This window comes from Bacillus sp. JNUCC-22, from assembly GCF_018861275.1.
Taxonomy (GTDB): Bacteria; Bacillota; Bacilli; order Bacillales; family Bacillaceae; genus Bacillus; species Bacillus velezensis.
Genome location: NZ_CP076408.1, coordinates 414,953 through 430,064, shown reverse-complemented (window position 1 = coordinate 430,064; position 15,112 = coordinate 414,953). Strand labels below are relative to the sequence as shown.

The following is a 15,112-nucleotide window of genomic DNA, read 5'->3' as shown; positions in this document are numbered from 1 at the left end:
CCCCTTATGTGGTTACAAATTTGCCGCCGTTGACATGCAGCGTCTGCCCGGTCATATAAGATGATTCATCTGAGGCCAAGAGCACATAGCAGCCGACATGCTCAACAGGCTGGCCTGCCCGCCCCATCGGAGTAGTCTGACCGAAGGAAGCGACTGTTTCTTCTGAGAATGTCGCCGGAATGAGCGGTGTCCAGATCGGCCCCGGTGCCACGGCGTTGACACGGATACCGTCGTTGACGAGCGCTTGCGCCATGGATCTCGTAAAACCGTTAATCGCGCCTTTTGTAGCCGTGTAGTCAATCAGCTGCGGATTGCCTGTGTAAGGATTAATGGATGTCGTATTGATGATCGCGCTGCCCGGCTTCATGTAATCAATCGCTTTTTTAGTCAAATAAAATTGTGAGTAAAAGTTTGTTTTAAAGGTTCTGTGAAGCTGCTCGCTTGTGATGTCTTTAATGCTTTCTTTCGGATGCTGTTCCGCGGCGTTATTCACGAGAATATCAAGACGCCCGAATTCTTCAACCGTTTTTTCAACCGCTTCATTGCAAAAGTCTTCCTCACCGACATCGCCGGGGATTAACAGACATTTTACGCCTTCTTCTTCCACTCGTTTTTTTGTATCTTCCGCATCACCGTGTTCATCAAAATAGACGATCGCGACATTTGCGCCTTCCTTCGCGTAAGCAACCGCTACGGCGCGTCCGATACCGCTGTCGCCCCCTGTGATAAGTGCGGTTTTCCCTTTTAATTTATCAGCGCCTTTATATTCTTTGTATTCATAAACAGGCGCCGGATTCATTTCGCTTTCAATGCCCGGCTGGCGGTTTTGTGATTCCGCCGGGAATTCCTTCGGATAGTTTTCCATGTTAAGTTCCTCCTTCTTGTTCGATCTCATATTTCTTGTCTACCTCGTCAGTCTTCCGGATAAACATGATTGAGACAGTTCAGAATGTTTTCGGAGAAAAATGTTTCACATGGAACGCAAGAAAAAACCCGGCTGGCAGCCGGGTTTTTGTTTTCAATTATGAACGGACCGCTTGTTTGCGGAGCACGTCTTTTCTCACTTTTCCAAGGTTGTTTTTCGGAAGTTCGCTGACGAACTCAATTTCCGGAATTTTAAAGGCGGCAAGACGTTCTTGAAGGAATCGGGTCACTTCTTCTTCTGTCAGGCCTTCTCTGCCGTTTGTCACGATGAACGCTTTCGGCTTTTCACCGTAAAGCGGATCAGGGATACCGACAACCGCCGTTTCGAGAATGCCCGGCACTAGCTGAATGACCTCTTCAATCTGGTCGGGATAAATATTGTCGCCGCCGTAGATGATGACATCTTTATACCGTCCGGTGATAAAGATAAATCCGTCTTCATCCACATAGCCGGAATCGCCGGTATGGAACCAGCCGTCTTTCAGCACTTTTCGTGTCGCTTCTTCGTTACCTTCGTAGCCTTTGAATAAAAACGGACTTGTCACAACGACTTCTCCGATTGAGCCTTGCGGAAGGAATTCACCTGTTTCCGGATCTACAACGCGGACGTCCACTTCTTCCATCGGTTTACCCGCGGAAGCGGCTTTATCCATTCCCATTTGCGGATTCCAAGAGCTGATACCCCACGCTTCCGTGCTTCCGTATCCGTGCATGAGCGGAATGCCGATATCGAGATACTGCTGGATCAGGCTGCTTGGCACCTTTGTGCCTCCCGTCATCATATAAACGATAGAAGACATGTCAGTCTGATGCGTTTCCCATGCTTTCAGCAGGTATGTGAAATAGACTGGCAGCGCCATGATGGTTTGAATTTTTTCTTTTTCGATGAGCTTCAGGTTTTCCACAGGGTCCTGATTGTCTGTCATAATGAATGTCGTTCCGCTCATCGTGCCGACCATCTGGCAGATAATCGCGCTCGTATGGTAATTCGGATGGCATGCTAAGAAGCGGACATGCTGCATTCTCCCCGTGTATGCCAATGTCGCGTTGACGTAGTTGTATATACCGCCGTGAGTGATCATGCAGCGTTTCGGATTGCCGGTTGTACCTGAGGTAAACATCAGCAATGCCGTATCGTCTTCAGACACCGTTTCGACATCCGGTGTATCACCGGAGCCTGTCAATAAAGCGTCAAACTGAGGCGTTGTCTCCGCAGCTGTTCCGGTCTCGACCTTCAGTTTAAGAGAAGATACCAGCGCAGGAAGCACTTCTTCCATAATCTCTTTAAATTCAGTGCTGTAAAAAACAGCTTTCGGTTCACAGGCTGCTAAAATGCCTTTCATTTCGTAAGGTGTTAATTGCCAGCTGACCGGCACAACTACCGCGCCGATTTCGAGTGCCGCAAACATGACAATGGATGCCGCGTGGCCGTTTTTGCAAAGCATCGCCACTCTGTCGCCTTTTTTTATTCCTTTATCAAGAAGCGCTTGTGCAAGCTGGTTGATTCGTTTTCGATATTCAGCGTAGGTCAGGGTATGCGCACCGCTTTTTACAGCTTCAATCTCTTCGCTATTTGAAATGTCATGCAGAATCAGATGCTGTAATGTCTCCATATTTTCATCTCCCATAATGATAAATCACAAAAAAACTCTGTCAGATTTTCTTTCTCACGCAACCCATTTTAAACCAAAAAATATAACTTGTAAAACTATTTTGTTTTAGAACTATTCCATCAGTGAATGATACAATAGTCCCGTGTTTTTAGTTTCTTCCCTTCCCCTTACCCTCATACATGCACAAAAAAACACACCCCACATGAGGTGTGCGCTTCCTGTTTACCGCTGTCCTTTCTCCTGAATGAAATGATAAAACAGCTTGTTTAAACGTTTGTATAAATCGGCTTCATCCTCAGTCTGGAAGGCTTTTATACTGTCTTCGGACTCGATGATGGCCGAGCTGACCGCACTTAGTATTTCCGACCCTTCAGCGGGCATATCAGCCGGCGCCATCATCACCAAAGCGCGGTCGACGGTCAGGGAATTTCCGTCCATGCCTTTGACACTGCATGGAGCTGTCAAATCATAAATTTTGAAAAAAGGCGTGACAATTTCTTCATTTTTGAGATGGTATAGGGCCATCGCCGTTCCCGGAATGCCGAGTCCGCCCTGTCGTTCACGCTCAGCAAGGCGCTGTGCGGTTTTTTGGGCATTATGAACCAATCCTTCTTGCTCCAGCATGTCAAACATACGGTTCAAAAACAGCTCATACGCCGTGTTTGAATCAATGGATTTGACCGAAAAGTTCCGCAGCACGCTTTGGATAACCGCCGCGTAATGCGCCATACGGCCGGCCGCTTCCAGCATATCAGGCGTCTCCGGCTGCTTCTCTTCTCTTTTACCGTTTCTTTTTTTGTCAAGAATCAGCGGAATTTTTCTTTTGATGTACTGCTTGACCTGATCAGCGTCTTCTTCGTTTAAAAGCGGACTGACCATGACGTAATCAATGTTTTCATACGGGATCGGAACGGTGGATACGATCATGTCATACGCGGTGATGTCTCGATCCTTCAGTTCGATGAGGGAAGACATATCAAAGGAACGGATTTCCGAAAGCTCTTTTTTCAGCCTGGATGCGAGCATTTTGGACGACCCGATGCCGCTTGAACAGACGATCAGCGCTTTGATCTTCGCCTCTTCCCGTTTGATTTCCAAAGCGGAGCCGAAGTGAAGAACGATGAAAGCGATCTCATTATCAGAGAAAAGAAGCCCCGGAAAGAATTTTTCCATTCCTTCTTCTACGGCCATGTACAGCAGAAAGTAGTCGCGTTTAATTTGCTCGGTCATCGGGTTGTACATGTCGATATTTTCTTTTACCCGGTTGATCGCAGGCTCCAGATGGGCGATTAAACCGTCGTATAAAGAACCGTTTTCCGTCAGATCAATTTTAATTTTTTCAGAAATGAAGCCGATCAGCTGCTTCGTTTGCAAGGCCGTTTCAACCTCTATGTCTTCCGGTTTGAATTCCGTTTTGTATTTGCGGTTGGCGCTCCGCAAATGAATGGTGATATATCCGATCTCAGCTTCCGGAATTGAAACGCCGAACGCTTTTTCAAGCTCTTTTGCCATTTCCAGCGCAGAGCCGTACTCCTTCGTCTGCTGCAGCGCTTTTAGTTCCGAAGCCTCCATCGTGATGGTTTCTCCGAGCCTGATCCGGTCCATCGCAAAGGTTAAATGAACCGCAAGCGCCATGTATGAGCTGTCAGATAAGGCGATCGCGATTTTTTCCTTGAGCTGAATTAAGAGCCGGTCCATTTTCAAAAGTTCCGCTTTATTTACGACGCCGAACATTTTTTCAGCATCGTCCGGTTTTCCTTTAATATTCAATTCAACCGCTTCCAAAAAGCTTTGAATATCAAGGCGGTTGACGATGAGATTGCCGACGATTTTCCGTTTCGCATTTTCCGGCCCCGTCAGCTGAATGCCGAAGCCCCTTTTTCGGATCAGCGTCAAGCCGAAGGGCGCAATCCAAGTCTCCAGCTCATCCAGGTCATAGCTGATCGTCGCGTTTGTCACTTGCAGTTCGTTCGCCAGACTGTAGAGCTTGATCGGCTCTTGAGACTCTAATAGTGAACATAGAATTAAAAGTTTCCGCTCCTCAGCGCTGTATTCATGCTGTTCATAGGACAGGTCTGACAGGAGTTTTTGTTTGTCCTCCGGGTTTCCTACCGCTTTCAGTCCTTTGCCGGGCTGTTTATCAAGTGCCAGACCGAATGATTCCATCATCGGTTTGATTGTTTTCAACTCGCGGTGAACGGTTCTTGTGCTGACTTGTAAAGCTTCCGCCAGTTCATGCACTGTCTCGTACCGGTTCTGCAGTAATAGATGTTTCATTAATTTTTGTTCTCTCGCTGTCATATACATGAAACGCGCCTCCAGATTTTCTAGTTGTGAGAAGTATGGCATATGGGGAGTGCTGCCGGGGAAAGTGGTGTAAGTTATAATATAAAACGCTTTCAATGATTATTCAACCATTTTCAAATGGCAATTTGGCACTGGGCCGTGTGACAGTATTGAAAAAGAAAAATGTGTCAGATAATATGCCATGACGCTTGTTACTCTTGATCCGCACGGCTATACTTCAAAGTGACCTTACTTGTTTTTAGACATTGCACACCACATAAACAAACGCCCGGAAGATAGCTTCCGGGCGTTTGTTCTGTTTATGGAATATCGCAGCCTTGGACACTGGTATAAATCCGGAACCACTGATCATGGCTGAGTTTGTACGCGGATGCACGCACCGCGGCGGAAATGCGGTTCTCTTTTCCGCTGCCGACAATCGGCATGATGTCTGCCGGGTGGGTGAACAGCCACGCGTACATGACTTCGTCAATGGAAGCGGCGCCGATTTCTTCCTGTACGGAACGAAGCGCGGCACGGATACGGACGTCCTTATCTGATTGTCCGGTAAAGACGCTCCCGCCCGCAAGCGGTGACCACGCCATCGGCGGAATGCGTTTTTCCTGACAGAAATCCAGCGTGCCGTCATGAATATTTTCCAGCTCGTACGCCGAGATTTCAATTTGGTTTGTGATGAGCGGATCATCCAAATAGGATTCGAGCATTCTGTACTGGTGCGCTTTAAAGTTCGATACCCCGAAATATCTGACCTTTCCCGAGCTTTTCAGCGCGTGAAACGCTTCAGCCACAGCCTCCGGGTCCATAAGCGGGTCCGGTCTGTGAATGAGCAGCACATCCAGATAATCCGTATTCAGATTCAAAAGCGACTGCTCCGCCGACGCTAAAATGTGAGACTTCGACGTATTATAATGATGCGACTTGTTTCCGGGCCGTTCCGGTGATTCAATGACAATCCCGCATTTTGTGACGATTTCGATTTGCTCCCTTATTGAAGGCGAAAGGGACAAAGCGCCGCCGAACAGCTTTTCACACGTATAACCGCCATATATATCGGCATGGTCGAAGGTGGTGATGCCTTGGCTGATACACCATTCAATCAAATTCAGCAGCTCTCCGTCTGAAACATTCCATTCGTTCAGACGCCAAAGCCCGTGTATCACTCTTGAAAATTCCAGGTCTTCAGCCAATTGAATGCGCTGCATGTGAAATCCCCCTTTTTCTTAGAGCCTCTTGTATCTCTGTTTTCAGGAATTGCCCATGCTGTTTCATTCTGCTTAGGCGGCTGATTTTCCTTTCAGCCCGCAAAAATCGTCATTTAGTGATTCTGAAACTGCTTTTTCGCTTTTTCAACGACGTAATGGCTTCCGCCGCGTTTTTTGACGTCTTGAATCATCATCGCGATCAAGAGGTCTTTCTTTTTATAATCGTAACCGACAAACCAGCCGTTTTCTTTGCCGTCTTTATCTTCTTTAGACGTTTTCAGCTCGGCTGTACCGGTTTTCCCGGCTACGGTAATGCCGCTTACGGCCGGCTGATATGCAGAGCCGCGCGGATCTTCAACGACGCCTCTCAGCCCTTTTGTGATTTCTTCGGCATTGGCTTTCGATACCACTTGCTTATGCCAGATTTGCGGTGTTTTTTCTCCGTCTTTGATCAATGTCGGTTTGACGAGATTTCCGTCTGTTACAAATGCGGTATAGTCAGCCGCTAAGTGCAGCGGAGACATCAGCATCTGCCCCTGGCCGTAGCCCGTATCTCCGAGAAGGATCTCGGAATCAAGCTTGCCGTTAGCGATTGAAGACTTTTCAATCGGAAATTGGTACGGAATCTCTTCATCAAAGCCAAATGTTTTTAATCCTTTTGTAAACGCGTCCGCTCCGGCATCTATGGCATTTTGCGCAAAGTAGATGTTGTCTGATGTGATCAGCGCGTTTTCGAGATCCACTTCATTCAGGCGCTCTGATACGCGTGTGACATGGTAACCGCCCCAGCTCGAATTTTTCTGCCACTCTTTTCCGGTGATTTTTTTCTTTTCTGACGCTTTCAATGTGCCGTTTGTCAGGCCGACTGCCGCGGCAATCGGTTTAATCGTTGATCCCGGCGCATAAAGTTTGTTGAATTTCGCTGAAAACGGATTGTTTTTATCTTCATTCAGCTTTTTCCACTCTTTTCCGCTCCAGCCGAAAAGAAAGCCATTCGGGTCATAAGACGGTGCGCTGACGAGCGCGAGTGTCTCTCCCGTTTGCGGTTCGAGGGCGACTGCCGCTCCGCTGTCATCTTTCATAGAATCATACAGCTTCGTCTGCGTTTTCATGTCAATCGTTACATGAATATCCTGCCCGCTTTCGGCTTTCTTTTCAGCAATGACCTCACCTGTTTGCGGGACGTAAATTTTCCAGCCGGTCGTGCCGCGCAGCTTGTCTTCATATACATTCTCAAGGCCGGCGATGCCGATTTTGGAAGTATCGCTGTATTGGCCGTCTTTCGCTTTTTTCAGCTGCTCCGCTGTGATGGTTTTAATATAGCCGGTCAGATGGGCCGCTTTTTCGCCGTACGGATAGTAGCGGGAGCTGACTTTCGTTTTCGTCACGCCGTCTAATGCGAGCAGGCTTTTGACCTTGCTTTCATCATCCGGTCTGATTTTTTGAAGCGGGACATAGGAGTCGTCTTTTACCCAGCCCTGGTTCAGTTTGCTTTTGATATCGTCTTCAGAAAGGTCCAGTTTTTCAGACAGTTTTTTGATCACGCTGTCTTTATCCTTGCCGAGTTTTCCAGGGATAATGCCTATTTCCGGCACCTCGGTATTCACGGCGAGACCTTTTCCGTCTTTGTCGTAAATTTGTCCGCGCTTCGGTTCTTCATTTGCGATCTGCACGGTTTTGTCATCGGAAAGCTGTTTGAAAATAAAAGAAGGATTCCAGTCGATGTTCCATGATTCTCCATCGTCTGTTTTTTCTTTTTTCAGGACGGCCGTGTTTTCAAAAGCGACCTTCCCTGCTTTTGTATCCATGCTGACTTTATAATCGATGTGCTGGAGGTCATCTTTTTTCTTGTCGTCTTCGTCCTGTTTTTCGGCAGTGACTTTCAGATTTTTGACCCCTGCTTGTTCATAAACGGTTTCATATCGCTTTACAAAATCCTTTTTGGATCGTTTTTTCTTTTCATCCTGGGTGAGGCTTTGGTACATCTTATCGTAGTGACCGCCGTTCCAGTCTTTTACGAAATCTTTCATTCTGTCTTCGGCCGATTCCGTTTTCGAGCAGCCGATCAAACCTATGATTCCTGCGAGTAAAAGTAATAGGTATAACCCTTTTTTCACTGTCTATTCCCCTGCCTTCCAACTGTTATTTTCTCCTAAACCAAATCAGGCTGGCAAGGATTTTTTTCTCATATTGTTTAAAATTTTTTTGTTTTTCCTGCCGTCACGGGCCATATTCTTATACAATGTATCTATTAAAAAAAGGGGGAATTTCAGATGATCAGAGAAGCAGCCATGCTGTATGTAAAAGAAGGTCTTGAGGGGGAATTCGAAGAGGCATTCCGCCGGGCGGAGCCGATTATCGCGGGCATGAAAGGTTATCTGTCCCATTCCTTGTCCAAATGTATGGAAAAGACGCATAAATATTTGCTGCTTGTGGAATGGGAGACATTGGAAGATCATACAAAAGGCTTTCGCGGATCGCCGGAATATCAGGAATGGAAAGCCTTACTGCACCGTTTTTATTCACCATTTCCCGTTGTGGAGCATTTTCAGGATCTATCAGCCTCAGATCGCGTGAAGCGTAAAACCGATTAAGGAGATCGACCATACAAAAACGGCGGTATAGATATTGAATTTCCCGGAGCCGTCGTTTTCTTTCCGTTTTTCCTCCAGCCCCTGAATGAACATGACCGCACCGAGAAACACGAGCATAACCGGCTGTATGACAGAGGTATGTTCCGCATACGTAAATGCGGCGGCCGCAAGTATAATAATCAGCATCGCGAGTGACAGTTTTAAGGCGCGCAGCAAAGCAATCCATCCTTTCTGTTATCATTTTTTGAACACAATTCTATTTCTGTCTTTATCCCCCATTATTCTAGCGTATTTTTTGCGCGGATAGAACGAAAGTCGGACAATTTTAAGTTTGTTTTAAGGAGCACGAAAAGCGCGCTCCCGATAAAAAGGAGCGCGCGGTTATGAGCGGGCGAGGCTTCCGTATCCGAGCCCCCGCAGGACGCATGCCATGACTTCATACCCCTTGCTGTTGGGGTGTACGCGGTCATGAGAGAGAGATTCATTCATTTTTCCTTTGAAAGCGCTATGGACGTCCGCAATTTTGACGTGCGGCGCCGATGCGAGTGTGCTGAGGTGCGCATTATAAGAGGATATCCATTTTTCTGCAATGGAGATTCCCGGGAAAGGATTGTATAAATTGAAGACGCGGATCTCATAAGGAGACGGGTGCGGCCCTTTTAAGGCAGCGATCTTGGCAATCATCTTTTCAAAGTTCTCATGGCAGTGACTGGACACGCTGGTGAACACCGAAGCGTCCGATGTTTGCTGATATGCCTGAACCGAATCGATCAAATCGTTGCCGCAGCCTGTAATCGTAATCATATCAGCAGCCTGAATCCGCCTCTGAATGTACGGCAAGGACATAAGCCCGAGAATTTCTCCCGTCTCAAGGCCTGATTTGGCAAAGATGGATACGTCAGTTCTTGTCTGTAAATCTTCTGCCATCATACGCCCGAACCGCTGGACAAAACCGGCGGAAAACGGCCCGGATCCCCTCCCCGTCGTCAAAGAATCCCCCAGCGCCGTATAAACAAGTCCCATTTACTTTCCTCCACTCGTTACTATCGATATTGTAATGTACGCGAGTGAAGAAAAATTGGCTCGGTCAATAACCCAATTTCTCAGAAATATGCTGTGCGGCGGTTTTGACCTTTTCGGTTAAATACGGCAGCCTGTCCTCTGAAAACCGGGCTTCGAAGCCGGCGATGCTGATTCCGGCAGCCACCTTACCTTCGTGATTGAAAATCGGCGCCCCGATCGCCGCCGTGTAATCTTCTAATTCCGAATAGCTGATCGTATAACCTGATTGTAAGGACCTTTCAATGGATTGAAGCAGTTCAGCCCGATCCGTCATCGTGCCTGAGGCGATTGCGGCAAGCTTTGTCTTCTGAATGTATGTGTCAATCTCCTCTTTTGGCAGAAACGATAGAATGCTTCTGGCGCACGCTCCCGCGTACAGCGGCGACCGGCGGCCGATTGCCGTATACAGGCGGACGGTTTGAGTGCCTTCAATTTTTTCGACGTAAATGGCTTCATCTCCGTCCCTCATGATCAGCTGAACGGCCTCATCCACTTCGCCGCACAGCTCTTCCATAATCGGTTTGGCTATTTTCCTGATGTCCAGACGTTCAGAGACGAGCTGGCCGAATTGTAAAAAGATCAGACCAAGCTGATAACGGCCGTCCGCTGCCCGGGTGAGAAATCCCGTTTCCTCCAGCGAGCTTGCCATCCGGTGAACCGAGGTCTTCGGCATTTCCGATAGAGAAACCAGCTCATTTAAGCTCAGGCTCGGTTCAGTCAGAAATAAATGAAGCAGTTCCATTGATTTGATGACGGTTTTGTTTTTGTTTTCCATGGTCTTTAGCCCCTTTGTCAGATCAGCCATTCCATTTTGAGCCTTGCTTTCAGCTCCTTCAGCTGCTGTTCCTTCTCTAAAAGCAGCATTTCCGCTTCCTCCAGCGAAACGGCCCGGAACGTGATATGTTCCCCCGGCATCGTTTGGGCGACGAGAGGAAGATCGGCGGATATGATATGCGCCATCCGCGGATAGCCCCCCGTCGTCTGTCTGTCAGCCAGCAGAATAATCGGATTGCCGTCCGGCGGCACCTGCACCGTTCCGAACGTCACGGCCTCAGATACCATCTCCAGCGGCTCCCGCAATTCAAGCGGAGCGCCCTTCAGCCGGTAGCCCATTCGGTCGGATTGAGGCGTGACCGTATATGACTCTTGGTAAAAACGTAATTTTGCTTCTTCTGTAAAAGCATGAAATTGAGCGCCTTCAAGCACTCGTATGACCGGATTTTTTTTCAGCGGCAGAAATGCTCTGCTGCTGACAGACCAATCAGGCGCTGAGAAACCATGCTGTCCGAAAGAATCGCTCAGACGGTACGCGATTGATTCCGAACATGGCGTCATACGGCCGAGCGGCAGCTCATCATCTTTTTGCAGCGCTCTTCCGCAAAAACCGCCGATCCCCGCTCTGACATATGTGCTTTTGCTTTCCATGACGGCGGGCACGTCAAATCCCCCCGCGACGGCGAGATAAGCGCGGCTCCCCATCTTGCACGGCCCGAATGAGACGACGCTGTTTTCCTTTATCAAAACCGGTTTCCACAGAGGGGCGGGCTCCCCATTAATATGAAGGGCGAAATCAGCTCCCGTGACAGCAATAACCGCAGGTTCTGAAAATTCAAAGGAAGGCCCGGGCCCCATGAGCGTAATTTCCAGTCCCGCCTCTTTTTCTTGATTTCCGGCAAGAAGATTGGCGATGCGCAGTGAGATCGTATCCATTGCGCCGCTTCCCAGCACACCGTATTTCTGATATCCCGTCCGCCCCTTGTCCTGAACCGTCGTCAAGAGACCGGGCTTTACCACTTTCATACTCATTCGGCTCCCTCCTTGATGCGGCTGTACTCCTCTGCCGTGATCCGGACGAATTTCACCGTATCGCCCGCTCTCAAAAGACTCGGCGGATGTTCTTCCGGCCTGAAAAGACGGAGCGGGGTGCTGCCGATCAGCTGCCAGCCGCCGGGAGTGGATATCGGATACACACCGGTCTGCATTCCCGCGATTCCTACTGAACCGGCCGGGATGGACGGCCTTGGCGACGCCTTTCTCGGCGCTCTGATCCGCTCAGACATTCCTCCTAAAAACGGAAATCCCGGCGCAAATCCAAGCATATAAACGAGATATTCGCCTTCAGTATGAATGCGGATGACGTCTTCCGGGGTCAGATCGTTCATCTCAGCGACCTCTTCTAAATCGGGACCGAAATCACCGCCGTAGCAAACGGGGATTTCCATCACCCGGCGCTCTTCTTTGCGGCCGGTCATTATATGGCTGAGACGTTCTGTCACTTCTTTCTTGACCAGGGCAAAAGGAGAGACGCCTTTTTTTATGTTTGAGACGGCATACACATCATAAAAGATCGTTAAGCTTGTGAATGCCGGAATACATTCAACGAAGCCCGGAAACGGCCGTTCTTCCATACAGGCTGCCGCCGCATGCACCCGGCTGTTGACCTCTTCGCTGATGTGCCCGCCAAAGCGGATGATAACGGCGGAATCACCGTACGGCTGTATATCAAGCGCTGTATTTCCGCTATACTGCATCATTGTCATCACCTCGTTGTATTCTTTCTCACTTACAGGACAGCAAGCGATTCATTTCGTATATCGGTGATCAGCATGTGCCCCGGTGAATGTGTTATTACGATGTCAGGCTTTGCTTCCATGATCACCGCCTGGGGCGTAACGCCGCAAGCCCAGAATACGGGAACTTCGCCTTCCCGCACCGTTACGGCATCTCCGAAATCCGGCTGATGCAAATCGCTGATACCGATGCTTTGCGGATTTCCGATGCGGACGGGGGCGCCGTGCACGGCGGGAAAACGTGACGTGACCTGCGCCGCGCGGACTGCAAGCCTTTCCGGAATCGGTCTCATGCTGACGACCATCTTTCCAGAAAACGGGCCGGCGGGAACACAGTCAATGTCTGTTTTATACATGGGGACATTCACACCCTCATCGATGTGCCTGATTGGAATGTGCTGATTAATAAGGGCCTGCTCGAATGAAAAACTGCAGCCGATTAAAAACCCGACATAATCATCCTTCCAATACGGCGTAATATCCGTTACCTCTTCAGTAAGCACGCCATGCCGATAAATCCTGTATTTCGGAAAGTCCGTCCGGATATCAGCTCCCGGCGCAGCTATTGCCGGAACGGGTGAACCCGCATCCGTCACGTCAAGCACCGGACAAGGCTTTTGATTGCGCTGGCAGAATAAGAGAAAATCAAAGGCAAGATCCTTTTGCAAAACGACGAGATTGGCTTGTGCGTAAGAAGCGGCCATCCCCGCCGTCGGCCCGGTCATCTGCCCCTTCCTGATCAGCTGTCTGACTTCTTCGGGGCTCATGTCACTCATATGGTTTTTCATATCATCAGCTCCATAGCTGCGGCATTTGCGTGAATAATGTATAGATGCCCATAACCGCCATGACAACCACTACGATCGCCCCTGCAATCGTGAGCCAAATCGGATGCTTGTAATCGCCGACGATTTTTTTCTTATAAGCGCCCAACAGAATCATCGCTAATGCAAGCGGCAGAATTAAGCCGTTAAGCGAACCGACCGCGACCAGAATTTTGGCAGGCTGGCCGATCGTAACAAAAATAAGAGTGGATACGATGATAAAACCGATAATGACGCCATGTGAGTGCTTTTCGATTTTTGTTGAAAATGATTTGAAAAATGATACCGATGTATAGGCGGCGCCGATGACAGACGTGATAGCGGCAGACCACATGATGACGCCGAAAATTTTATAGCCTACATTTCCCGCCGCAAGCCGGAATACAGAAGCCGCCGGATTATCAGGATCAATGCTCAGGCCCTTTGAGACGACGCCGAGCACGGCGAGAAACAGGGCAATCCGCATAATCGATGTAATCAGAACGCCTGTGATGGAGCTTTTCGTAACCTGAGGGAGGACTTCCTTCCCTTGGATGCCTGAATCAAGCAAACGGTGGCCGCCGGCAAATGTAATGTATCCGCCGACCGTGCCGCCGACAAGCGTCACGATCGCCAGCACACTGATATGATCAGGCATAAAAGTTTTCACAACGGCGTGTCCGACCGGCGGAGCCGTCGTTACGGCAACATACACAGTCAATACGATCATGACGATTCCGGCGATCTGCATAAAACGGTCCATGACTTTTCCGGCTTCCTTTATGACAAAAATCAGCACCGCGACCGCTGCGCTGATTAAAGCGCCGATCTCCGGTTTGATCCCGAATAATACTTGAAGACCGAGACCCGCGCCGCCGATGTTTCCGATATTAAACGCAAGTCCGCCGAGCACGACCAGAAAAGCAATGGCATAACCGGCGCCCGGAAGCACCATATTGGCAATCTCTTGGCCGCGCTTTCCGGAAACCGCGATAATCCGCCATACATTGGTTTGCGCGAAAATGTCCAAAATAATAGAAATTAAAATGATAAAGCCGAAGCTTGCCGCCAATGTATTGGTAAACGTGGCCGTTTGCGTCAGAAAGCCGGGCCCGATTGATGATGTCGCCATCAAAAATGTCGCGCCTAAAAGAAGCGACCATTTGCCGGAAGCCTTTCCGGCTGTTTTTTTCTTTTGCTCCATGCTGTCTTCCTCCCTCTGCTGCTCAGTCTTTTGAAAGTGCGCTGATTTGAATGTCTGCCGCTTTTAATTCTTTTTTGATTGTTTTTGCGAATGTGAGGGCGTGGGCTCCGTCTCCGTGAATGCAGACCGTGTCCGCTTTCAGGCTTACAGCTTGTCCCTTACGTGATGTCACCGTGCTGTCTTTCACCATTTGAATCACTTGACCGACCGCTTTTTTGTCATCCTGAATCAGCGCATCCGGCTCTGAACGCGGCGTCAGCGTGCCGTCTTCCTGATAGGTGCGGTCCGCAAACACTTCGCTTGCCGTCCTCAGTCCGATTCGATCTCCCGCTTTAATCAGCTCGCTTCCGGAAAGCCCGAAAAGAATAAGCCCGGGATCAAAATGACAGACCGCCTGAGCGATGGCTTCTGACAGGCCGGGATTGACGGCGGCCATATTATATAAAGCGCCGTGCGGCTTCACATGCTGCATCTCGACACCTTCTGCTTTTAAAAACCCTGACAGCGCGCCGATTTGGTACAGCGTCAGATCATACGCTTCCTCGGGTGTAATCGCGATCTGCCGCCGCCCGAATCCCTGCAGATCGAACAGCCCGGGATGAGCGCCGATTTTCACGCCTTTTTCCGCCGCAAGCGCAACCGTTTTGCGCATCACGCTGGGATCACCCGCATGAAAGCCGCAGGCGATGTTTGCAGATGTCACATAATCCAAAATCTCTTCATCCAGCCCGATTTTATAAGCACCGAAACTCTCTCCTAAATCACAATTGATGTCAATCTGAAACATAAGATCCCTCCTGTATTGTAAACGTTTTATATGATTATCATTCCGC

14 protein-coding genes are annotated in these 15,112 nt (G+C 49.0%); 1 reads left to right on the top strand and 13 read right to left on the bottom strand.

Translation table 11 applies throughout. From position 1 onward, the window contains the following. Positions 1-4 precede the first annotated feature (4 nt). The 5 genes from JNUCC22_RS02160 to JNUCC22_RS02140 all read right to left on the bottom strand — a co-directional run bounded on the left by JNUCC22_RS02160 (position 5) and on the right by JNUCC22_RS02140 (position 8,163). Positions 5-865, bottom strand: a complete 861-nt coding sequence (locus tag JNUCC22_RS02160; protein ID WP_007410307.1) for an SDR family oxidoreductase — start codon at positions 863-865, stop codon at positions 5-7. A gap of 157 nt (positions 866-1,022) precedes the next feature. Beyond that, entirely contained in the window at positions 1,023-2,537 is a 1,515-nt protein-coding gene (locus tag JNUCC22_RS02155) for a class I adenylate-forming enzyme family protein (RefSeq protein WP_216062093.1), read from the bottom strand. A 222-nt stretch (positions 2,538-2,759) separates the two neighbouring features. Continuing rightward, positions 2,760-4,844, bottom strand: coding sequence for a BglG family transcription antiterminator (locus tag JNUCC22_RS02150; protein WP_032870791.1), 2,085 nt, complete (start codon positions 4,842-4,844; stop codon positions 2,760-2,762). A gap of 299 nt (positions 4,845-5,143) precedes the next feature. Further along, the gene (locus JNUCC22_RS02145; RefSeq protein ID WP_020955336.1) at positions 5,144-6,046 is read right to left on the bottom strand and encodes an aldo/keto reductase; all 903 of its coding nucleotides are present in this window, start codon (positions 6,044-6,046) and stop codon (positions 5,144-5,146) included. A 113-nt stretch (positions 6,047-6,159) separates the two neighbouring features. After that, entirely contained in the window at positions 6,160-8,163 is a 2,004-nt protein-coding gene (locus JNUCC22_RS02140; RefSeq protein ID WP_020955335.1) for a penicillin-binding transpeptidase domain-containing protein, read from the bottom strand. 156 nt (positions 8,164-8,319) lie between these two features. Here JNUCC22_RS02140 and JNUCC22_RS02135 point away from each other — a divergent pair, with 156 nt between their 5' ends. Then, positions 8,320-8,640 carry an antibiotic biosynthesis monooxygenase family protein gene (locus JNUCC22_RS02135; protein ID WP_007410301.1) on the top strand — a complete coding sequence of 107 codons (321 nt, stop codon included), beginning with the start codon at positions 8,320-8,322 and terminating at the stop codon, positions 8,638-8,640. On the opposite strand, the gene JNUCC22_RS02130 is transcribed toward JNUCC22_RS02135, so the two are convergent. The 8 genes from JNUCC22_RS02130 to JNUCC22_RS02095 form a co-directional block, all read right to left on the bottom strand. Further along, positions 8,611-8,856, bottom strand: coding sequence for a YczI family protein (locus tag JNUCC22_RS02130; RefSeq protein WP_003156283.1), 246 nt, complete (start codon positions 8,854-8,856; stop codon positions 8,611-8,613). The two genes, JNUCC22_RS02135 and JNUCC22_RS02130, sit on opposite strands and share 30 nt — an antisense overlap. A 165-nt stretch (positions 8,857-9,021) precedes the next feature. After that, complete coding sequence (locus JNUCC22_RS02125; RefSeq protein ID WP_216062092.1) at positions 9,022-9,663, bottom strand: spore germination lipase LipC; 642 nt, start codon at positions 9,661-9,663, stop codon at positions 9,022-9,024. Between the two features lie 64 nt (positions 9,664-9,727). Next, complete coding sequence (locus tag JNUCC22_RS02120; protein ID WP_007410299.1) at positions 9,728-10,477, bottom strand: IclR family transcriptional regulator; 750 nt, start codon at positions 10,475-10,477, stop codon at positions 9,728-9,730. A 17-nt stretch (positions 10,478-10,494) separates the two neighbouring features. After that, positions 10,495-11,502 (bottom strand): 5-oxoprolinase subunit C family protein, encoded by a 1,008-nt coding sequence (locus JNUCC22_RS02115; RefSeq protein WP_103715923.1) that lies wholly within the window; start codon positions 11,500-11,502, stop codon positions 10,495-10,497. 2 nt (positions 11,503-11,504) lie between these two features. Continuing rightward, positions 11,505-12,236: a 5-oxoprolinase subunit PxpB gene (pxpB, locus tag JNUCC22_RS02110; protein WP_012116821.1), complete on the bottom strand. Its 732-nt coding sequence runs from the start codon at positions 12,234-12,236 to the stop codon at positions 11,505-11,507. A 29-nt stretch (positions 12,237-12,265) separates the two neighbouring features. Continuing rightward, positions 12,266-13,060, bottom strand: a complete 795-nt coding sequence (locus JNUCC22_RS02105; RefSeq protein WP_007410296.1) for a putative hydro-lyase — start codon at positions 13,058-13,060, stop codon at positions 12,266-12,268. 4 nt (positions 13,061-13,064) lie between these two features. Then, a complete protein-coding gene (locus JNUCC22_RS02100; RefSeq protein WP_007410295.1) occupies positions 13,065-14,279 on the bottom strand; it encodes an NRAMP family divalent metal transporter in 1,215 nt (404 codons plus the stop codon). A gap of 22 nt (positions 14,280-14,301) precedes the next feature. Next, on the bottom strand, positions 14,302-15,066 hold the full coding sequence (locus JNUCC22_RS02095) for a 5-oxoprolinase subunit PxpA (RefSeq protein WP_007410294.1): 765 nt from the start codon (positions 15,064-15,066) through the stop codon (positions 14,302-14,304). Positions 15,067-15,112: the final 46 nt, after the last annotated feature.